The sequence below is a fragment of the Brucella sp. LJL56 genome (assembly GCF_054871705.1).
The window spans coordinates 587644-609221 of the sequence record NZ_JBTXLQ010000002.1; the positions used below are offsets into that span (position 1 = coordinate 587644).

A 21578-nucleotide genomic window follows, 5' to 3' on the forward strand; every position below is an offset into this window, starting at 1 on the left:
AAAGCCCCGCATCGCGCGGGGCTTTTTCGTTGTATGAGTAGAACTGACTGAAAGGGGTTCAGCCTCATTCGTCATTGTGCGGGCGGCGCGGGCGGAAAATCACCCTGCGTCTGTGGGGACGGCGAAGACGGCTGCGGCTCCGTTTCAGGGGCCAGCGGCGAAGGATTATCCATCATATTGCCGCTATCCGGCTCCGGATTGGGCAGCGACGTATCAGGCTTGTCGCCGAAGATACCGAGGCGAGCCTCCACGGCCTTGCGGCCCGCTTCGTCATAGGCACCGCCCGGAACAGCCTTCGCCCAGCCATTGGCGACGAGCCATGCGGCTGCATCTTCATTGCCCAGCGTACATTCGGTTGCGACTGCCGCACCGCTGTCGTTTTCAGGCAGGCGGCACATGACGGCACGAGAACGCAACCATTGCCGGAAGGCAGTGCGGGCCTGCATGCCGCATGGCCAGCTTTCGCCGGAAGCGGTCTGGCATGTCTCTTCGACGGGAACGATTTCTATCCCCTGCAGCTCGACGGTACGGCCCTGGCTTTCCAGCCGACCTGCTGCCACAGCGACCGGGCGCTGCAAAAGCTGCATCTGCTCGCCCGCATCGACAGGCGTGGCCGGTGGCGGCGGTTCCGGTGGCTTGGGTGTCGATGCAAGACCGAGATCGCTCAACGGAGGTCGCGGCGCCTCGCGTTCCATGTTGCCTTCATTGGCTTTGCCGTTTTCCTGCGAAGCAGGCGGCTGACCTTCAGCAGGCGCGGCTTGGCCCGACTGCGGAGACGCCCCCTCCGGTGCATTACCTGTTTCAGGTGATGTTCCCGGCTCGTTATAGTCGAATTGCTCGACAACAATGCCGTTGCCCGTACCGGAAACGACTTTCTCCTGCGTATCGCCGGAATCGATGACGACGACGGGGCGATCCAGCGCGCCATAGAACGGCGCCACGAAGGCTGCGACCAGAACTGCGCCTGTTATGCCAGCCAGACCGCCGAAGACGGCGCGCGCATGACTTTTACCCTGTGATTGCGCCATTACTGGCTCGCCCACAAAATGCGGGCGACCCATTCGATATCCTTCGACTCGAAAATGCGGTTCGGATGTTCGGGGTTGAGCGAATGAAGCTCAATGGTTCGCGGCGTCTGGCGATGCAGGATCTTGGCCATCACTTCTCCGTCTTTCGTTCGCACTACCACCCGGTCGCCCCGGCGAATGGCGGTATTGGGTGCAACGATCAGCGTATCGCCATCACGGTAAAGGGGCAACATCGAGTCGCCCGAAACCTCCAGCGCATACACACCTTCCCCTGTGCCAGCAGGAAATTCCACGATGTCCCAGCCCTGCCCTGCCGGAAAACCGGCATCATCGAAATAGCCGCCCGCGCCCGCTTCGGCCATGCCGAGCAGTGGAATCGACTGCATGTCCTGCGTATATTCGCCAAAATGCGGCGTGCGATCTTCACCCCGGATAAGCCGCGTGAATTCATCAAAGGTGGAGCCGGTTGCTTCCATCACCTTGGCAAGCGATTCCGTCGAAGGCCAGCGCGCACGCCCGTCGGAGGCATAGCGCTTGGATTTGTTAAAGGTCGTGGGGTCAAGCCCTGCACGACGCGCCAGCCCGGACGCGCTCAGGGAATGACGTTCAGCCAGGGCATCAATGGCCGCCCACACGCTATCGTGAGAAAACATAGTAATGATCCGCCACCTAGGTTCCGACATATCTTCTGAACGATCACCTATCAGAATGATATGCTTAAGAGGATTTTAAACCTAACTTCCCGTCCCATCTTCAGCTTCAACCTACCGAAAAAGCCGGAATTACGCAAGATGGGTGAATTAACAGGGAAAATTTTCTTATTCACGGAATGATGAAGCAGGTGCGATCCAGTTCTAGCAGGATGACGCAAACAAAAAGCGCGGCATGAGACATGCCGCGCCTGATGATCTAAAGCGCATCCCGAAAAGTGTGAAACGGTTTTCGGGATGCGCGTAAGACAAAGAAATGATGGAGCTTATGCTGCCTTCTTCGTTTCCGCCTTGTACGGGTTGAAGCGCTGATAGAAGCTTTCGCCGTTCTCGGCCATTTCGAGCAGAAGCTTCGGCGCCTTGAACTGCTGGCCGTACCTGCGCTGCAACTCTTTGGCAAGCTTGACGAATTTCTTCGCGCCCATGCCATCGATATAGGAAAGCGTACCGCCCGTATAAGGTGCAAAACCAAACGCGAGGATGGAGCCGACATCGGCTTCACGCGGATCGGTGACAATACCTTCTTCCATCACGCGGGCAGCTTCCAGAGCGATGGTGACGAGGAAGCGTTCCTTCAGCTCCTTCACATCGATTTTGTCAGGATTCTGCTGCGGATAGAGATCCTTGAGGCCCGGCCACAGATGCTTCTTCGCAGGCTTGGCCGGATAATCGTAGAAGCCCTTGCCGTTCTTGCGGCCCTTGCGGTCGAACTCGTTGACGAGACGATCCACCAGCTCCACATGGCGCGGATCGACAGCTTTCTCGCCAAGATCGGCAAGGGTTGCCTTGAGGATTTTCTGCGACAGATCGATGGCCGTTTCATCGTTGAGCGCAAGCGGACCAACCGGCATACCGGCCATGCGGGCGGCATTCTCGATCATTGCAGCCGGGACACCTTCAACGAGCATGTTGTAGGCTTCCGACATATAGCGCAGCACGCAGCGATTGACGTAGAAACCGCGCGTGTCGTTGACGACAATCGGCGTCTTCTTGATCGCACGAACGTAATCGAGAGCTACGGCCAATGCCTTGTCGGAGGTCTTCTTGCCGAGGATCACTTCCACCAGCATCATCTTGTCGACTGGCGAGAAGAAGTGGATACCGATGAAGTTCTTCGGACGCTTGGAGACTTTCGCAAGACCAGTGATCGGCAGGGTCGAGGTGTTCGACGCAAAAACCGCAGAAGTTTTCAGCACTTCCTCGGCCTTTTCAGTCGCCACGCGCTTGACTTCGCGGTCCTCGAACACGGCCTCGATCACCAGATCGGCACCTTCGAGCAGCGCATAATCAGGCGTTGCCGTGATGAGCGACAGGAGCTTTTCCTTGTCCGCTTCCGTGGCGCGGCCCTTCTGCATTTCCTTGGCTATAAGATCAGCCGCATGTGCCTTGCCCTTGTCGGCGGATTCCTGATCGCGGTCGATCAGCACCACCGGAATGCCAGCCTTTGCCGTCACATAAGCGATGCCCGCACCCATGAAGCCCGCGCCGATAACGCCGATCTTCTTGAGCTTGGTCGGCTTTTCATCAACCGGACGACGCGCGCCCTTGTTCAATTCCTGCAGCGACACGAACAGCGAACGGATCATCATGCCCGCTTCGGTCGTCTGGAGGATTTCGGTGAAATAGCGCTGCTCGATCTTGAGGCCGGTATCGAACGGCACCAGCAGGCCTTCGTAAACCGATTTCAGAATAGCGAGTGCTGCCGGATAATTGCCGGAGGTTTCGCGGCGCAGGATTGCCGTTGCGGCGGGCCAAAGGTTCGCACCGGCAGCCGAATAGATCGCGCCACCCGGCAGCTTGAAGCCCTTTTCATCCCACGGCTGAACCGGCTTGAGGCCACCCTTGATGAGCTTCTTTGCGGTCTCAATCAGCTTCTTGGCCGGAGCAATCTCGGTGACGAGACCCATTGCCTTGGCGCGCTGCGCAGTTAGGCTGGAGCCGGTCGTCATCATCTGAAGCGCGTCCTGCTGGTTGGCAAGACGGGGAACGCGCTGCGTACCGCCAGCACCGGGGAACAGGCCGACCTTGACTTCCGGCAGTGCCATCTTCACGCCCGGAGCATCGGATGCCACGCGGGCATGGCACGCGAGCGACATTTCAAACGCACCGCCCATGCAGGTGCCGTTGATGGCCGAAACCCAAGGCTTGCCGCAGGTTTCAAGCTTGCGGAAAAGGCCGCTCATTTTGCCGACATTGTCGAACAGGGTCTGGACCGCGCCTTGTGGGTCCTTGGCCTTCTGCTTCTGGAACTCCTTGAACATGCCTTCGAGCATGGTCAGGTCAGCGCCACCGGAGAAGGTATCCTTACCGGATGTTATAACAACACCCCTGACCTTTTCATCGGCAGTCGTCGCGTCGATGATGGCATTGAGTTCCTGCATCGCATCGACGGTGAAGACATTCATCGACTTTTCAGGCATGTCCCAGGTAACGAGAGCAATACCGTCAGCGTCGGTTTCAATTTTGAAATTTACATAAGCCATTGTCTGAACCTCCCCTTTACACGCGCTCGATGATCGTCGCCGTACCCATGCCGGCACCGATGCACAAAGTGACCAGCGCGGTGTTGAGATCGCGGCGTTCCAGCTCATCCAGCACCGTGCCGAGGATCATCGCACCGGTTGCACCGAGCGGATGGCCCATAGCAATGGCGCCGCCATTGACGTTAATCTTGTCGTGCGGAATGTCGAAGGCCTGCATGTAACGCAGAACCACGGCGGCGAAGGCTTCGTTCAGCTCGAACAGATCGATGTCCGAAATCTTCATCTTGGCCTGTTTGAGAAGCTTTTCCGTCACATCGACCGGACCGGTCAGCATGAGCGCCGGTTCCGAACCAATATTCGCAAAAGCACGAATGCGCGCACGCGGCTTCATGTCGAAGGCCTTCCCAGCCTTCTTCGAACCGACGAGAACGCCAGCCGCGCCGTCCACGATGCCCGACGAATTACCGGCATGGTGGACATGATTGACGGTTTCGACTTCCGGATGCGCCTGAATGCCGACCGCATTGAAACCACCCATTTCGCCCGGCATCACGAAGGACGGATTGAGCTGGCCCAGCGCCTGCATATCAGTCGTTGGGCGCATATGTTCGTCATGATCGAGAATGGTCAGGCCATTCTGGTCCTTGATCGAAATGACCGAATTCTTGAAATAGCCCTTTTCCCACGACTTGGCGGCACGCTTCTGGCTTTCGACAGCATAGGCGTCGACATCATCGCGGCTGAAGCCGTATTTCGTGGCGATCAGGTCGGCGGAAACGCCCTGCGGCATGAAATAGCCCGGAAAACCAACCGACGGGTCCATATACCAGGCGCCGCCCGACATGCCCATGCCGACGCGGGACATGCTTTCCACGCCGCCTGCAATCACCAGATCGTCGGAACCGAAGGCGACCTTGGCTGCCGCCAGATTGACCGCATCGAGGCCCGAAGCGCAGAAGCGCGAAATCTGGATGCCCGGCGCCTTGAAGTCGTAACCGGCTTCAAATGCGGATGACCGCGGGATGACCGCGCCAGCTTCGCCGACCGGATCGACGCAGCCGAAAATAATGTCATCGACCTTGGCGGTGTCGATGCCGTTGCGGTCGCGCAGCGATTCCAGAACCTTCGCGCCCAGACGAACGGCAGGCACTTCGTGCAGGCTGCCATCCTTCTTGCCACGTCCGCGCGGTGTGCGCACGTGATCGTAAATATAAGCCTCAGCCATGTTTACTCCTTCCCGCTGAACCCGAAAGTCCAGCCTGATCTCTAAATCAAAATGCGTCTGCGTTAAGCGCCATCATGCTATCTGCACCCGACTGAATGCGTGCGAGATGTGCTGCGCTTTCCGGCATGATCCGCTCGAAATAGTAGCGCGCGGTAACAAGTTTGGCTTCGAAGAACGCCTTGTTGCCTTCACCACTGCCAAGCTTTTCTTCGGCAACCTTCGCCATGCGCGCCCACATGTAACCAAGCGCCACCAGACCAAAGAGATGCATGTAATCGTTGGAAGCAGCACCGGCATTGTCGGGCTTGGCCATCGCATTCTGCATCAGCCACATGGTAGCGGCCTGAAGATCATTGAGGCCCTTCTTCAGATGCTTGGTGAAGAAGGAAAGCTTCTCGTTCTCACGATTGGTTTCGCAGAATTCGCCCACTTCCTTGAAGAAGGCCGTAACCGCACGACCACCGTTAAGCGCCAGCTTGCGGCCAACAAGGTCGAGCGCCTGAATGCCGTTTGCGCCTTCATAGATCATAGCAATACGCGCATCGCGCACATACTGGCTCATGCCGTGTTCTTCGATATAGCCGTGACCGCCGAAGACCTGCTGCGCCATGACGGCGTGTTCAAAACCCTTGTCGGTCAGAACGCCTTTCAGAACCGGCGTCAGCAAACCGACCAGATCGTCTGCCGCCTGACGTTGCGCTTCATCACCTGCGCGGTGCGCAATATCGGAGTTGAGCGCCGTCCAGAGGATGAGCGCACGACCGGCTTCGTTGAAAGCGCGGATGTTCATGAGGTTGCGGCGGATATCCGGATGCACGATGATCGGATCGGCCTTTTTGTCCGGTTCTGCGGCACCCGAAAGCGCGCGACCCTGAATACGCTCACGCGCATAGATCGCCGCATTCTGGTACGCCGTTTCGGCAATCGAAAGCCCTTGCAGGGCAACACCGAGACGCGCTTCGTTCATCATGGTGAACATAGCGCGCAGGCCCTTATGCGCCTCACCGATCAGATATCCGGTCGCATCGTCATAATTCATGACGCAGGTGGAGTTGGCGTGGATGCCCATCTTTTCTTCGATGGAACCGCAGGAAACGCCATTGCGCTCGCCCGGATTGCCATTTTCATCAAGAATGAACTTCGGCACGATGAACAGCGAAATGCCCTTCACACCTTCCGGCGCACCGTCGATACGGGCCAGCACCAGATGGATGATGTTTTCCGACATATCGTGTTCGCCGGCCGAAATGAAAATCTTCTGGCCGGAAATCTTGTAGCTGCCGTCTTCCTGTGGTGCGGCGCTGGTGCGCAGCAGGCCCAGATCCGTACCGCAATGCGGTTCGGTCAGGTTCATCGTGCCGGTCCAGGTGCCTTCCACCATCTTCGGCAGATAGGTGTCCTTCTGCTCATCGGTGCCGTGGGTCAGGATCGCGGCAATCGCGCCCTGCGTCAGGCCCGGATACATGGTGAGCGCCATATTGGCCGACGACATATATTCGCCGACAGCCGTGTGCAGGAGATAAGGCAGCCCCTGCCCGCCATATTGTTCGGGCACGGCGAGACCGAGCCAACCGCCTTCGCGATACTGATCAAAAGCGGCCTTGAAACCCTTTGGCGTCTTCACAGAACCGTCTGATGCGCGGACGCAACCTTCCTGATCGCCGGTGTGGTTGACCGGAAATAAAGTGCCTTCGGCGAGCTTCGCACCTTCGGACAGGATCGCCTCGACGACATCGGGCGACGCGTCGGCAAAGCCCGGCAGGTTGTTGTAGCGCTGATAATTCAGAACGTCGTTGAGAACGAAATTCGTATCCTCAACTGGCGCGCGATAGCTCGGCATAGAAATCCTCCAAATTCACCACCTGAGCCGTTCCGCGATGGCTGGAACGAGCCCGTAACCGCGTTTCATGCCTGCATGCCACATTATAGCGAAACGTTGTGACAGCGCGCATGTTGCAACAAAAAGGGATATTTTTCTGCGAAAAACCGCCATTTTTGCTACTTTTTGACCGACCGTATCACGGATCTTGCGCACGATCTGTCACTTCAGAGCCGAAGCTAACCTACTTTGACGTTTCCGTAAACGTCAAAAATTACACAAGTTCGTGCGACTTGGGGAAATGTTCAATCGACCAGATCTGGAGCATATGGAAACATGCGCGAAACAGACCCAGAGCATGTCGCAGCTAGAGCGCGTCTCGATCCGATTGAATCAGCTCGGCGCGTCTCAACTGTTTGTTTTGACGCGCATCTGATCCGAAAACCGTTTCACACTTTTCGGGATGCGCTCTAATCACGATTGCCCGTGCCAGCAAAAAACCGCCGGAACGCTTTCGTTCCGGCGGTCTGCCTTGAAGTGTCAGATCGAAGTTTTTCGGAAAATCGGCTAGTGGCCTGATTCCGACATTTGCATCCATCGGATATGGATGCCGCGCCAATGTCGGAATCGAAAAGCCCGCTAGCAGATTTATATTTCTAGTGGAATTTTCGAGTTTGACGTTTGAAACGAGATCTATGTCAGACGGGTATCAAACGTCAAATTCAATCCACTAGGCAGCAGAAGAGGTCGTTGCTGCAGGAGCGACCGGGGTTCTCGACCGTGTGGGAGCAACCTTCTTCTTCGGCTTTGGCAGAAGGCCTTCGCGCTGAGCTCTCTTTTTCGCATCCTTGCGCGCACGGCGAATAGCTTCGCCCTTCTCCCGCGCACGCTTTTCCGAAGGCTTTTCGTAAGCCCGGCGTTCTTTCAATTCACGCAGAATTCCCTCGCGCTGCATCTTCTTCTTGAGCACACGCAGCGCCTGATCGACGTTATTATCTCGTACAACGACTTGCAAATTAACTCCTTTCATGGTCCAGCGAACCAACCGACAAAACGTCATCGTTTCATCGCGCCGCGGCGACCGGTCTCCATTCATTCATTTTGCACGAACGCACGATCATTCCATGGATCGCGCTTGTCGCACCCGAATATGCTACGGATCGCGCCTGTCGCGCTCAAGGCGCGCAGCTTTCAACCGTTCGGTCTTGGCATCCACCACAGCTTTTTCGTGCTGAAGGATGGCTCTAGCCGTCTGGTCGGTTACAGCGCTCTTTGCCTCCATGCGCGAAAGCGGTTTCTTGAAGAGCGTATCCTTGGTCAGTCCCGCCGATTTTTCTTCGGGCATTCTACCTACTCCCGGTGAAAAGCCGTTTCACACCTTTCAGGATGCACTCCAAAATAAAAAAGGCCGGGAGAAACCCGACCTTTCAATCGCCTCAACAATCAATGCCAGTACATCCGTGGTCAAAGATCGGAGACAATGTCTTTACGCCGAGTTACAGCGCCTGAAGATTATCAGCAGCCTTCTTGCCGGAACGGCGATCAGCCACCAGCTCGAAGCTCACCTTCTGACCTTCATTGAGCGTATGCATACCTGCACGCTCAACAGCAGAGATGTGAACAAACACATCTGGCGAACCATCATCAGGCTGAATAAACCCGAAGCCTTTGCCGCCGTTGAAGAATTTTACTGTTCCGTTTGCCATAGAGAATTCCTTTCGATTCGCACGGTTGAAGAATAACGAAATAAATTTCGCTGCGTATTTTACGAAATTGAAAGAAAAGTCAGGACGCAATACGCGCCTTGTCGTTCGATGACAAAATCGATTTGTAATAAATATACCCTTATGTCACTGCCTACAAGGGTAGCAGGCCAATTTTATTTTTCACGTCAAATCGATTTCACCATAGAACTTTTTGAATGGTTGAAAACAACGGTGCATAAAAGCAAAGCTTACCGAAAATTATTGGGCAATTTCGTCGGCATGAGCCCTCAATTCCAGCTTTACTGTAACGAATAGATGGGGGTTTTCGCCCTTCAATCCCAGTCGCAGAGCTGTGATCGGGCGTGAATTCTGTTGATCGGCTTTGCCATGGAACCCGACAAATTAATTGCTACTTTAATAGACGGGATCGGCCCGGCATAGTTGAATGAATATGCGAGTTGACGATCCTTCGGAGGAGCGCAATCCAGTTTGCGCCATTCGGGAGAAGATTGAAATGCGGTACCACCTTATGGCTGCCATTGCGGCAGGTGTTTCGCTGTTTTCGTTTGCCGCCCATGCGGAAGATTTCACCATGGGTACACTGAAGTCTTACGATCAGGCGAGCCACGTCGTCACCCTGGCCGACGGTCAGAGCTTCGAACTCTATCCGCCCTATCATCCAAATGTACGGCCCGGTGAAAAGGTTATTGTCGACTGGCAAAGTAATCTGAATGGTGACGACCACGCCGACTATGTCGGCCCGGCATCCCAGATGCACCATATGTAGCATGTGAGAAAGGCGGCAACTCTGCCGCCTTTCCCTGCCCTATTTGATCCCCTCTATCGTGCTTACTTGACCCAAACGACACGGCGGGTCTGCGTATCAATCAGAGCCGGGCGATCTTCCACATAAACATAGGAATAAGTTGGCTGGTCGGGAACGGCCACAAGCGGCACATCTTCCGGGATGACCGAACCTTCCGCCAGATCTCCTTCAATCATGACCGGGTCAACCGGGTTGGTTTCGATATAGGTCACGATTTCCTTCGGCACGAGCGGACCGGCATTCGGCTCATCGACGTAATAGACGACCTGACGGTTCTGCATGGAAACAATCACCGGCTCGCCATTGACATAGATATAACCGAAATCCGGATTTTCGGGGATCGGATGAACCGCCACCGCATCGGGAAGGACGTAGCCGTCGCCGATTTCCCCCTCAATAACGACAGGATCCGATGGATTCGCTATGACATAATCGCGCGCTGCCTGAGGCACTTCGATAAGCACTCGATCCTGCGCGAGCGCAAAACCGGAGCTGGCGAGAAACGCCGCTGCGGTCAGAACAAGAGCTTTTTTCATTTTCAGCCTCACTTTCGCGTTAAGTCGCAAGGCTGGGATAACCGGACTACCGCGTCGAAGTTCCCGCCAGACAGCACACTTCGTGCGACAGGCTGAAACATTCCGCCCCTTGCAGACAGAGCTTGCCTTGACCTGTATTGACCGAGGTCACGCATTCGGAGATGCGCAAATATACCCAAATAAAAAAGATGGCGGCAATAATTGTGAACAGTATTTGGATCGTTCCAGGACACCCCGGAGCGCAATCGGAGAGGCACGAGTTAATACATATTTTCCAGAACTTCCGGGACCAAGACTTCGGGAGATCGCCTTGCGGATAAATCAGTTTTCACGAAATTACATTTCAATATTCAGCTACACTTAAATTAGTCGACAACGATTGAAGAATTTTACCCAGCAAGTTGCTATTTTAAGATCGATCTAAGTTTAGGTAAGATGACCTCGTTTTCAATGAACAGAAGGTTTTAACACTTTTTCATATTGTCAGGCGCAACCCGTTCTCGCTCTGCAAGCAACATCTGTGTTGGTGAATTAGACCAAAGCACAGCCTGCAGAACAAAACGAAGAGTGCAAAAGCGGCTTGTATAATACCGATACAGGGTAGGCCATTCCGTCATTCCCCCGTATGGCGTCAAGGTCTGGATTGCATTCTGGAAGCGTTGATTTTTAACTATATTTTTTATTACGAATAAATAGGCTGCCCTTGTCTGTCCCATCATCCAGACAAAGGCAGCCACATTTAATGGCGCCATATGCCCGCAATCAGCGTGGCGCTTTTCCCATCCGCACCAGAATGGCCCGAAGCTCGTCGACGGACCGGTCAACCTCGTCCTTTTTCTTCTCAAGCTCGACCAGTTTTTCCTTGAAGCGCTTGCGCAGCTTCTCAATCTCGGCGGAGTCGCCGCCGTTTTCCCACACGCTGATAAGCTGCCCCATCTCGCTCAGCGTGAAGCCGATGCGACGTCCAAACAGGATGAGACGCAATCGTGTGTGGTCGTTGTAATCGTAAAGCCGCGTCACGCCTGCACGGCGCGGATTAAGCAATCCCTTGCCTTCGTAGAAACGCAAGGCCCGCAACGTCAGGTCGAATTCCTCGGCCAAATCACCAATCCGGTATAGTTGACCACCTGACGGATTTTCCTTTTGCACATGCCCGCTTGCGCCGGTTAGCAGATCCGCAATCGCTACATCTGCAGCCAGCTTGTGCGCCTTTGTCTGTTTACTCATGTTCTACCTGTTTCCGCCCCCGGAAACGCCCGGTCACCGCACGATTGCGCGATGGAACCACTGTTGATGACAGCTCACATTGACATTGCTGTCAGTGCAGCAGCTTCGATTTACACTCGCCGCCGCAATTCACTCGTCTTCCATGCTCGATAGATCCGCTTTTCATGTCGGGCTGCTTTGATACGCCGAATTCAGCCCGTTCAACCGTGGGATGCTTTCCGCGCCCACTAAAGCACTCACTTAGTCGCATAAATTAACGAGTTATTTACCACGTTTGTACAAATGTAAGCAGAGCAAATTCTCGCTTGTTGCGCTGGTGAAATTTGCTCTCGGCGGTCTCTATCATTGGAAAAAGTGAATTTCTCATGGCAAACCCAGATCTGGCGTCAGGTTCACGATCCATTATTGACGAATTGAACGCCCGTCGCGAGCGCCGAGCGCCTTCGCCCGCCATGGAAGAACTTAACCGGACTTTGGCAAGCCTCGAAAAGCGCCTGATGGATCTGGAACAGGATGACACCCCAGACGTGCGCAACATTCTGCGCTCGGAACGTCAGCCTGTTCGCCATCCGGACGAGACCGTCACCGGCCTTGCCGAAATTGCCGAAAATCTGCGTCGGATGCGCGCGAGCCACGAAGAACCGCAGCAACATTATGCTTCCAGCGCCGAGGTCAGCCATGCCAGCCGCGAGATGACCCGTCTTCAACGCGCAGCGAGTGAAGAAGGCTTTTCACAGCGGATGAGTGACGACTTCGACCGTATCAACGACAGTGTGCGCCTTCTCGCGGACCGCAGCAGCGAAGCCAATGCGCAGGCCCTCCGCCGCCAGCTCGAAGAGCTCAGCCGCACGGTCCAAAGCCTTGCTCGCGAAGAAACGCTGCATCGCCTCAATAATCGCTGGGACCGATTCGACGCCCGTTTCGAGGCGTTCGAGCAGCGCCACAACACCGTCGATCCGGCATTGAATGCAATCGGCTCGCGGCTTGAGCAGGTGCGTGACGCCATCGGCACCCTGCCGCAGTCGAACCGCTTGAGTGCCATAGAGGATCGCATCGGCCAGCTTGCAAACTCCATCGAGGAATCCCTCAGCCCGCAACATGCATCGTCGCTGGAACAGAGCCGCCTGCAGCAAATAGACGAACGACTGGACGAAATCAGTCGAGCCATCATCGCCACAAGCCGCGCCCAGCACCCGGATCAGGATGGCGTGCGCCGTCTCGAGCGCATTGAAAACCGGCTGGCGGAACTTGCTGAACAGCTTGCCGCTTCGGCGACACAGCAGAATTCCGACACGCTCTATCGCAAGCTCGGTGAACTTTCCTCGCGTATCGACGGACTTTCAACCGGCTCGGCACTACCGGACGGCGTCATCGACCAGCTCGCACACCAGATCAACCTGCTTGCCAATCAGGTTGGCAAGGTCATGGAGAATCTCAGCCAGTCCGACTATCAGGCTGTTGAGGCGCGCCTTGAAGCCATCGGCGAAAAACTCGAAGCCGCCGAACGCAGAGCCGAAGAGCCACATCCTGCCGTTCTGGACAAGATCGACCGCCGCTTCGCGGAACTGACACAGCGTCTCGACACGCAATATGCCACACAGCATGTCGACAACAGCGCGATCCACACGCTGGAAGGCCGCCTCGACGATCTCTCGCAGCAGATTTCACTGGGTCTTCTTCAGGCGCCGACCTATGAAGGTCCGGGACTGGACATGAAGGCAATCCGCAGCCTTGAAGATCAGATTGCAAATATTGCGCACCATCTGGCGCAGCCCGTCGCCGAAATCGCAGAGCTGAAGCCGCGTCTTGATTCCATCGAACGCTCCATCGCCTCCAATCGCGAAACAGTGCTGGACGCTGCTCGTGAAGCCGCCGAAAGTGCGGTCGCGCGGGTTCTGCAGCACGGTTCGCATGGTGACAGCCTGATCGCACGGCAACTCGCCGACGACATGAAATCGCTCGAAGCTCTGGCGCGTAATTCCGACGAGCGCAACGGCAAGACATTCGAGACCGTGCATGACACACTCGTCAAGATCGTTGACCGTCTGGCCAGGCTTGAGCAGGACGTAGCGGGTAAATCAGACACACAGGACACCGAAAATCCGGTTTTCACCAGCCCCAACGGTGGATCACCGCGCCCATCGGCACCGCGTTCACCGGCTGCGGCCGCTGCGGAAGCGGCATTCGCGACCGTTCAGAGCGAAGCCGGTCCTGTCAATATGCAGGCGGGCGACACGGCTGGAAAGTCATCGATTTTTGGTGGTTTTGCCAAGGCAATACGCGGTCGCCGTGCCGATACGTCCGCTGGAAAGAACGACGAAACGCTCGAAGCAAGCGCATTTGATGCGACACTCGACGCGCCAGCCTTCGAAAGCGATCTTGCTGCCATCGAGCCGATCACGCGCGAAGAACCTGAGCTTGAAAGAACCCCATCTCCTCGCCCTCAAGGCGAAGGCATGCCGGATCTTAATTCGATCATGAAGCGGGTGCGCGAAGAACGCCGCCAGCGCGAAGATGCTGCCGATGCGGCACTTGCCGCCAACGGCAAAGTGGACTTCATAACGGCGGCACGGCGCGCCGCGCAGCTTGCCGCCGCCGAAGCCGAACAGCTTCAGAAGGGTGCAACCAAACGCTCTGGCAAGAAGAAGTCGTCAGTCGGCGACATGATCCAGCGCCAGCGCAAACCCATTTTGATGGCAATCGGTGCCGTGATGATCGCTATGGCCGGTCTGCAAATCGGCTCTGCCTTCCTCAACCGCGACGAACCGGTGGAATCGGCAATCGATACAGCGCCGCCGCAGATCGACAGCACTGCCACCGACAGCACACCTGCACCAGCCGACGAAATCGCTGCGAAGATCGCATCAGACACGACACCTGCGCTCGAGCAGCCCGCCCCCGCAACAGTGCCTCCGGTTACGGAACCGCGTGCGGAGAAAGTTGCGCAGGAAGAAACCCCGGCACAAGCAGATGAGCAACAGGCAGCGGTGGAAATCCCCACACAGGTCGAACAGCCTGCTGCTACAGCCGCCAATCCGGTGAAACCCGTGGAAACGGCAGCATCGACCGAAGCTGCCGCACAGCCTCAGGCCGCTATTCCGCCCGTGCCGGAAGAAGCCGGTCCGGCAGCACTTCGCGAAGCTGCGGCCAAGGGCGATGCTCGCGCCCTCTTCGAAGTCGGTAACCGCTACATGGAAGGCCGCGGCGTTGCCGCCGACTTTGCCAAGGCGGCGAAATGGTACGAGATTTCCGCAAGTCAGGGTTTCGCACCGGCGCAATATCGCCTCGGCAACTTCAATGAAAAGGGCCTTGGCATGCCTCGCGACCTCGACAGGGCCAAGACCTGGTATCAGCTCTCGGCGCAGCAGGGCAATGCAAGCGCGATGCATAATCTTGCCGTCCTTTTCGCAACCGGTGCCAATGGCAACCCGGACAATACTTCCGCAGTGCGCTGGTTCACCGACGCTGCAGAACTCGGTGTGAAGGACAGCCAGTTCAACCTCGGCATCCTTGCTGCCAAGGGGCTGGGAATGCCAGCCAATCTGGAAGAGAGCTACAAATGGTTCTCGCTCGCCGCCAATGCTGGCGACAAGGATGCTGCCGACAAGCGTGACCAGATTGCCAAGGCCCTGAAGCCGGAACAGCTCGAACGCGCCCAGGACACGGTCAAGCTCTGGAAGGCCAAACCGCTCGACCAGGCAACCAATTCCATCGACGTACCGGATGCATGGGCCGAGAGCAAACCGCTTACTACCGGCTCGGTGGATATGAAGAAGGCGGTTCGCAACATCCAGCTTATTCTTCAGAAAAACGGCTATGACGTTGGTTCAGCCGATGGTCTGATGGGCGGCAAGACCCGCACCGCAATTGCTGCATTCCAGAAGGCAAATGGCCAGAAGCCTACCGGCGACGTTGACCAGAAACTGGTTCAGCTTCTGCTTGAGAAGAACAAGTAAAATACTGAAACTAAAAGATTTCCGAAAGGGTGGCCTACGCCACCCTTTTTGCTTTTCAAACATAAAGGTCTGAAAGAAGTGACAGGTTGAATCGACTCGTTGAGCCTTATTATCTATGCCCTATCAACGAGGGGATGGACGATGCTCTTGCACGTAAACAACGACATGGAAAACGGTATCATCGCGAAAATTCCCCTCGCACTGGACAAGGATATCAAGGGGTTCCAGGGAGATGCGATCGACTTTGAAATTTCCTCCGGCGACAAGCAACTTGTCCCCGCGGAGGATATTCATCCCTACAAATCCATTTTCAAGGTTGTATCCGGCAGTTTCGAGCTGAAGAATATATTCATAGCTGTGTCGTTCAACGCGAACTTCACCACCCCCGATGGCAAAAAGACCTGTTTGACGCGTTCCAGCCCTATGGAGGAATGGAATGTGATGAATGGCAGCTATTATGCAGAAAGCATGAACTGCTTCGGCTTCAAGTCCGGCAGCCGATTTGCCGGAAACTTCAGTGTGAACCTGACCAATCCTTATCTTTATATCATAAAGAGCGGCACCCTGACCGACAGTAAAATGTCCGACAACATCTCAATCCGCGCACAGTTCTATCCGTCGTCAGCCCATTCCCTCATCACGCCGAAAGAAGATATCAATATCGTCATCAGCAACCGCCAAAACGCGACCGATTGATTAACAGTGCATCGCGGCCAAGTTTCGCTCATGTATTTCCTATATATTCTGTGGGATTATACCGGCAGCGACTGTTTTCAACACTGTTCACGGCTCTTTTTGTTGTTCTTAAACAACACCCTGCTTTTTTCCTCAAATAGAGTTCCGCGATATGACTTTATCGGCAATCGGCGTTTGACTCCGCGACGGCGACAGAGCAAGACATTGTGAGAAGTGGTCCGGTTGAAACTCAAAGTTCGAGTTAAGCCTAACTACTTGTTTTCATGCATTTCCGCGCTCAGAACCGTTTCATAATTTTGCCGGAGATGTTTTTGTAGGGTGAGACATCTTGCGGAGAAGCGCAACCGCAAGCAGATGTATGTCATGCGTTCGTGAAAGCCGGGTTCGGAATTGGGTATTTACCTTCCCATTGCGGAATTATCGGTGAACATGCTGGTTCTCCTCGGCATGGGCGCTGCCGTGGGTTTTCTGTCCGGATTGTTCGGCGTTGGCGGTGGTTTTCTCATCACACCGCTTCTGATCTTTTATAACATTCCACCTGCAATCGCGGTCGCCACCGGTGCCAATCAGGTCATAGCCTCGTCGGTTTCGGGGGCACTTGCGCATTTCAAACGTCGAACGCTCGATATCAAGCTGGGCCTGTTTCTTGTGGCGGGCGGTATATTGGGTTCGCTCGTTGGTATCTTCGTATTCTCGTGGCTGCGCGATCTCGGCCAGTTGGACCTGATCGTTTCCATACTCTACGTCTTCTTTCTCGGCACTGTCGGCGGATTGATGCTGGTGGAAAGCGTGCGTGCATTGCGCCGCGTAAAAAAGGGGCAGGCTGGTGCCGTGCGGCGCTCCGGCCAGCACACGTGGATACATCGTCTGCCATTCAAGATGCGATTTCGGGCATCCACCATCTATGTCAGCATCATTCCTGTGCTCGGCATCGGCTTCTTCATCGGCCTTCTCTCCTCCGTGATGGGTGTCGGCGGCGGCTTCATCATGGTGCCAGCGCTCATCTATCTGCTGCATGTTCCAACCAATGTGGTCGTGGGAACCTCGCTGTTTCAGATCACCTTTGTAACTGCATTCACAACCGTCCTGCAGGCGACAACCAACCAGTCCATCGACATCGTGCTTGCTTTCCTGCTGATGGTTGGCGGCGTTATCGGCGCGCAATATGGCGCGCGCGCTGGACAGAAACTGCGCGGCGAACAATTGCGCCTTCTGCTGGCGCTTCTGGTGCTTGCCGTTGGCCTGCGTCTCGCCTTTGGCCTGTTTGTACGACCCGACAATCTTTTTTCCATCTCGATTGCGGATATCTGACATGCGGAGCCTCACGTTTTCCTCCGCATTGATGTTCCTTCTAATGACGGGAAGTGCGCTGGCGCAGGTCGATTCCAGCGGTAACGGCAACACGGTTCCGCAATTGCAGAACCCCGCCGATGAAACCATCGAGATCGGGCTCTCAACCGAAACCATCGCCATCACATCGAATTTTGGCGGCACCGATCTCACCATATTCGGCGCGCTCGACAATGCCGACCCGATGATCCAGCGGCAGGGCCGTTACGACATCATCGTCGTGCTGCAAGGCCCTTCGCGCGACCTCGTGGTGCGCAAGAAGGACCGTTATCTCGGTGTCTGGGTCAATGCGGATTCGGAAACCTTCATGGGCGTGCCACTCTCCTATTCGCTGGCCTCCACCCGCAATCTGCAGGACATTACCGAAGAGAAAATCTATCGGCAGCTTTCGGTTGGCGTGCGCAACTTCTATCTCGTCCCGGAAGATGCGGGCAGCCTGTCAGGCAATATCCCGACATTCGGCAACGAACTGCGCGAGATGAAAATCCGGCAGGGCCTCTACACACAGCGCATAGGGGGCGTGGAGTTCATTTCCCGCACCCTGTTTCGCGCCACGTTGAACCTGCCCGCCAATGTACCGGTGGGGCGCCACAAGGCCAGGGCGCTTCTATTTCGCAACGGTGTTTTTCTGCGTGAAGCCAATGCCAGTCTGGAAATCGTCAAGGCAGGTTTTGAACAGAGCATCTATGATGCCGCCCATCAAAACAGCTTTCTCTACGGCCTCTTCGCCGTTTTCCTCGCCGTTTTCACCGGCTGGTTCGGGCGCATTCTGTTCCGCAGGGATTAACCACTGTAAAGCGCACCGCGCGCTATCGGGTAGACCTTGCCCTGACCCAGCATATAGGCGCGCAGGGTCTCCTCAGTGAACAGCCCTCGAAAGGCGCGATCCAGAATATTCAGCGCACCCGTATAGGCTCCAAAAGCAGGCATGATGAGCCTTTCGCCGTCGCTCACAAAACAGGGGCGGCGCACCGATCGTCCGCGCCGCACGATGCGGGCCGCCGGATGAAGGTGGCCTGCAATCTCGCCCTGCCCGGCCTTGCGCGATGGTTCATGCCTGAAAACAAGCGGCCCGACTGCCAGTTCCTCCACACAATCGCCCGGCAGGTCAACCGGGCGATCCGGATCGTGATTGCCGGTAATCCAGAACCAGTCGCGATGCTCCATCAGCGATTTCAGACGGATGGCATAAAGCGACGGCAGGCGCTCGCTGGCCGTCGCATCGTGAAAACTGTCACCGAGGCTGATGACGGTTCGCGGCTGATAGCGCGCGATTGCCAGCGCCAGCATGTCAAGCGTCGCTGCGGTGTCATAGGGCGGGATGAGCTGGCCGCGTCGGGCAAAGGATGAGCCTTTTTCCAGATGCAGGTCGGAAACGATGAGCATATGCAGGTCGGGCAGGAACACCGCGCCGGATGGATCGCACACAGTCGCGACACCACGCACTTGCGTATGGGCCAGACTGTAAGCTTCACCATTTCCCCACACTGCAGTCTTCATTGCATAGCCTCTCTGATCAGGTCGTCCGCGGCCTCTTCAAGCAGCATTTCATCGCCCTCACCTGCCACACGCTCACGCCCGATTTCGAGCATCACAGGCAGTGCCAGCGGAGAAATCCTGTCGAGGGGCTTGTGCAGCAGATGACCTTTCACGCGCGCCAGCATGTCGCCAAGACGCTTGATATCCAGCAGCCCGGTCGCCGCGTCCGCGCGCGTCGCCTGCAGCAATATGTGGTCCGGCTCATGGGTCCGCAGCACGTCATAGATCAGATCGGTGGAAACCGTAACCTGACGGCCTGTTTTCTCCTGTCCCGGATGACGACGCTCGATAAGCCCTGAAATCACGGCACAATTGCGGAAAGTGCGTTTCAAAAGGTAACTTTCATCGAGCCAGGCTTCAAGATCATCCCCCAGCATATCCTCGTCGAACAGTCGGGTGAGATTGAGTTTTCCGGTGCTGATCAGCGCGCCCATATCCTTGAGGCCCCAAAGCCCCAGCGAATAATCGGTAGCGACAAAGCCGAGCGGATGTGCGCCCATGCGTTCCAGACGGCGTGTCAGCAACATGCCGAGCGTCTGGTGCGCCAGCCTGCCTTCAAACGGATAGGCGACCATGTAGAAGCGATTGCCCCGCGGAAAGGTTTCGATCAACAGCTCGTCAGTTGCTGGCAGCACGGATTTCCACTGCTGCACTTCAAGCCACTCCCGCACCTGTTCCGGCAAAAACTGCCAGCGCGTGCGGTCGGCAAGCATCGCGCGCACCTGCGCGGCGAGATAGGTGGAAAGTGGAAACTTGCCGCCTGCATAGACAGGAATTTTGGCATCCTGCCCGGCAGCATTGGAAGCGATGCATTCGTTCTCGCGGATGCCTTCAAACCGCAGCACCTTTCCGGCAAACAGGAATGTGTCGCCAGCCGTCAGTGTCTCAAGGAAATATTCTTCGATCCGCCCCAGAACACGCCCACCGCGCGCATTTCCGCCCTTGCCGCCACGAGTAAGTCGCACATTCAGCTCTGGCGCTTCGACAATCGTGCCGATGTTGAGCCGATATTGCTGCGCGATGCGTGGATTGGATACCCGCCACGTGCCGTCTACGGTCTTGCGGATTTTCGCAAACCGCTCATAGGTCTTGAGCGCGTAGCCACCGGTCGCCACGAAATCAAGAATGCGGTCGAATGTATCTCGCGGAAGGTTCGAATAAGGCGCTGCACTCTGCACCTCACGATAAAGCTGATCGGCGTTGAAAGGCTCGGCACAGGCCATACCGAGCACATGTTGCGCCAGCACATCCAGCGCCCCGTCGATCAGGGGCGGCGTATCCTGTGCGCCCAGATAATTGGCGTCGAGTGCGGCACGACACTCCATCACCTCGAAGCGATTGGCGGGCACGAGAATGGCCCGGCTTGGCTCATCCATGCGGTGATTGGCGCGGCCGATGCGCTGCGCAAGGCGGCTCGCCCCCTTCGGCGCACCAACGTGAATGACCAGATCGACATCGCCCCAGTCGATCCCGAGATCCAGTGTCGAGGTCGCGACCACAGCCCGCAATGTGTTGGCGGCCATGGCCTGCTCGACCTTGCGGCGCTGGCTGGCATCGAGCGAGCCATGATGCAGCGCTATCGGCAGCGTGTCCTCATTGACCCGCCAGAGCTCCTGAAACAACATTTCCGCCTGACTGCGCGTATTGACGAACAGAAGCGTCGTGCGATGCTGGCGGATCGCCTCATAAATATCGGGAATCGCATAGCGCGAGGAGTGGCCAGACCATGGCACCCGCTCATCGGAATCGAGAATGGTGATTTCTGGCTTGGCACCGCCATCCACCGTCACAAGACCAGCCATGGGTCCGGTGCCGTCCTGTTCCACCAGCCAGCGGCGCAGTTCATCGGGCTCAGCCACCGTGGCGGAAAGGCCGATCGTCTGCAATTGCGGTTGCAGACGGCGCAGCCGCGCCAGCCCGAGCGCCAGCAAATGCCCGCGCTTGGAAATCACCAGCGAGTGCAATTCGTCCAGCACCACGTAGCGCAAACCCTTGAAGAATTGTTCCGCGCCTTTGGAAGCGATTAACAGTGCAAGCTGCTCTGGCGTCGTCAGCAGAATATCCGGCGGCGCCAGCTTCTGCCGCTGGCGTTTGTGCGCGGGCGTGTCACCGGTCCGGGTCTCGATGGTGATGTCGAGGCCCATTTCCTCGACCGGCACCGTGAGATTGCGATGGATATCGACGGCCAGAGCCTTCAACGGCGAGATATAAAGCGTGTGAACACCGCGTCTTGCCATTCCCGGTTTCTTGCGACCTTGACGCTCAAGATCGACCAGCGCTGGCAAAAACCCGGCCAGCGTCTTGCCTGCCCCTGTGGGCGCAATCAGGAGCGTGGATTGCCCTTGTTCGGCACGAGCCAGAAGCTCAAGCTGATGCGCGCGCGGCGACCAGCCCTTGGCCGCAAACCATTCGAGAAAACGGTCCGGCAAGGGGAAAGCGGCAGACGCGGCGGCGGGCTTCAGGTTCAGTGTCACGCC

General features: G+C 56.4%; 17 protein-coding genes. 5 read left to right on the forward strand and 12 right to left on the reverse strand.

Going from position 1 to position 21578, the window contains the following annotated elements; genetic code table 11:
* Positions 1-71: 71 nt before the first annotated feature.
* From ACYSN1_RS11310 to ACYSN1_RS11345, 8 genes are all read right to left on the reverse strand, one after another.
* Positions 72-1028, reverse strand: coding sequence for a thermonuclease family protein (locus ACYSN1_RS11310; RefSeq protein WP_461725880.1), 957 nt, complete (start codon positions 1026-1028; stop codon positions 72-74).
* Positions 1028-1681 carry a S24 family peptidase gene (locus ACYSN1_RS11315; RefSeq protein WP_461725742.1) on the reverse strand — a complete coding sequence of 218 codons (654 nt, stop codon included), beginning with the start codon at positions 1679-1681 and terminating at the stop codon, positions 1028-1030. The genes ACYSN1_RS11310 and ACYSN1_RS11315 overlap by 1 nt, the downstream gene beginning before the upstream one ends.
* Before the next feature lie 323 nt (positions 1682-2004).
* Entirely contained in the window at positions 2005-4221 is a 2217-nt protein-coding gene (locus ACYSN1_RS11320; protein WP_461725743.1) for an FAD-dependent oxidoreductase, read from the reverse strand.
* A gap of 16 nt (positions 4222-4237) precedes the next feature.
* Positions 4238-5446 carry an acetyl-CoA C-acetyltransferase gene (locus ACYSN1_RS11325; RefSeq protein WP_461725744.1) on the reverse strand — a complete coding sequence of 403 codons (1209 nt, stop codon included), beginning with the start codon at positions 5444-5446 and terminating at the stop codon, positions 4238-4240.
* 46 nt (positions 5447-5492) lie between these two features.
* On the reverse strand, positions 5493-7286 hold the full coding sequence (locus ACYSN1_RS11330) for an acyl-CoA dehydrogenase C-terminal domain-containing protein (RefSeq protein ID WP_461725745.1): 1794 nt from the start codon (positions 7284-7286) through the stop codon (positions 5493-5495).
* A gap of 709 nt (positions 7287-7995) precedes the next feature.
* Positions 7996-8280 carry a 30S ribosomal protein S21 gene (rpsU, locus tag ACYSN1_RS11335; protein WP_140018855.1) on the reverse strand — a complete coding sequence of 95 codons (285 nt, stop codon included), beginning with the start codon at positions 8278-8280 and terminating at the stop codon, positions 7996-7998.
* Positions 8281-8418: 138 nt separating this feature from the next.
* Positions 8419-8610 carry a hypothetical protein gene (locus tag ACYSN1_RS11340; RefSeq protein WP_461725746.1) on the reverse strand — a complete coding sequence of 64 codons (192 nt, stop codon included), beginning with the start codon at positions 8608-8610 and terminating at the stop codon, positions 8419-8421.
* 151 nt (positions 8611-8761) lie between these two features.
* A complete protein-coding gene (locus ACYSN1_RS11345) occupies positions 8762-8971 on the reverse strand; it encodes a cold-shock protein (protein ID WP_105543986.1) in 210 nt (69 codons plus the stop codon).
* A gap of 514 nt (positions 8972-9485) precedes the next feature.
* Here ACYSN1_RS11345 and ACYSN1_RS11350 point away from each other — a divergent pair.
* Entirely contained in the window at positions 9486-9758 is a 273-nt protein-coding gene (locus tag ACYSN1_RS11350) for a hypothetical protein (protein ID WP_461725747.1), read from the forward strand.
* A 62-nt stretch (positions 9759-9820) separates the two neighbouring features.
* Here the strand turns inward: ACYSN1_RS11350 and ACYSN1_RS11355 are convergent, their stop codons facing one another.
* Complete coding sequence (locus tag ACYSN1_RS11355) at positions 9821-10333, reverse strand: DUF1236 domain-containing protein (RefSeq protein WP_461725748.1); 513 nt, start codon at positions 10331-10333, stop codon at positions 9821-9823.
* A 762-nt stretch (positions 10334-11095) separates the two neighbouring features.
* Positions 11096-11560: a MerR family transcriptional regulator gene (locus tag ACYSN1_RS11360; protein WP_461725749.1), complete on the reverse strand. Its 465-nt coding sequence runs from the start codon at positions 11558-11560 to the stop codon at positions 11096-11098.
* A 365-nt stretch (positions 11561-11925) separates the two neighbouring features.
* Between ACYSN1_RS11360 and ACYSN1_RS11365 the strand changes: the two genes are divergently transcribed.
* The 4 genes from ACYSN1_RS11365 to ACYSN1_RS11380 all read left to right on the forward strand — a co-directional run bounded on the left by ACYSN1_RS11365 (position 11926) and on the right by ACYSN1_RS11380 (position 18349).
* Positions 11926-15516 carry a peptidoglycan-binding protein gene (locus tag ACYSN1_RS11365; RefSeq protein WP_461725750.1) on the forward strand — a complete coding sequence of 1197 codons (3591 nt, stop codon included), beginning with the start codon at positions 11926-11928 and terminating at the stop codon, positions 15514-15516.
* A 165-nt stretch (positions 15517-15681) separates the two neighbouring features.
* Positions 15682-16212: a hypothetical protein gene (locus ACYSN1_RS11370; RefSeq protein ID WP_461725751.1), complete on the forward strand. Its 531-nt coding sequence runs from the start codon at positions 15682-15684 to the stop codon at positions 16210-16212.
* A gap of 429 nt (positions 16213-16641) precedes the next feature.
* Positions 16642-17523 carry a sulfite exporter TauE/SafE family protein gene (locus ACYSN1_RS11375; RefSeq protein WP_407921838.1) on the forward strand — a complete coding sequence of 294 codons (882 nt, stop codon included), beginning with the start codon at positions 16642-16644 and terminating at the stop codon, positions 17521-17523.
* Between the two features lies 1 nt (position 17524).
* The gene (locus tag ACYSN1_RS11380) at positions 17525-18349 is read left to right on the forward strand and encodes a TIGR02186 family protein (RefSeq protein ID WP_461725752.1); all 825 of its coding nucleotides are present in this window, start codon (positions 17525-17527) and stop codon (positions 18347-18349) included.
* Here ACYSN1_RS11380 and pdeM read toward each other — a convergent pair.
* Both pdeM and ACYSN1_RS11390 read right to left on the reverse strand, forming a co-directional pair.
* The gene (pdeM, locus tag ACYSN1_RS11385) at positions 18346-19062 is read right to left on the reverse strand and encodes a ligase-associated DNA damage response endonuclease PdeM (RefSeq protein WP_461725753.1); all 717 of its coding nucleotides are present in this window, start codon (positions 19060-19062) and stop codon (positions 18346-18348) included. The genes ACYSN1_RS11380 and pdeM overlap by 4 nt on opposite strands.
* Positions 19059-21575, reverse strand: a complete 2517-nt coding sequence (locus ACYSN1_RS11390; protein ID WP_461725754.1) for a ligase-associated DNA damage response DEXH box helicase — start codon at positions 21573-21575, stop codon at positions 19059-19061. The genes pdeM and ACYSN1_RS11390 overlap by 4 nt, the downstream gene beginning before the upstream one ends.
* Positions 21576-21578: the final 3 nt, after the last annotated feature.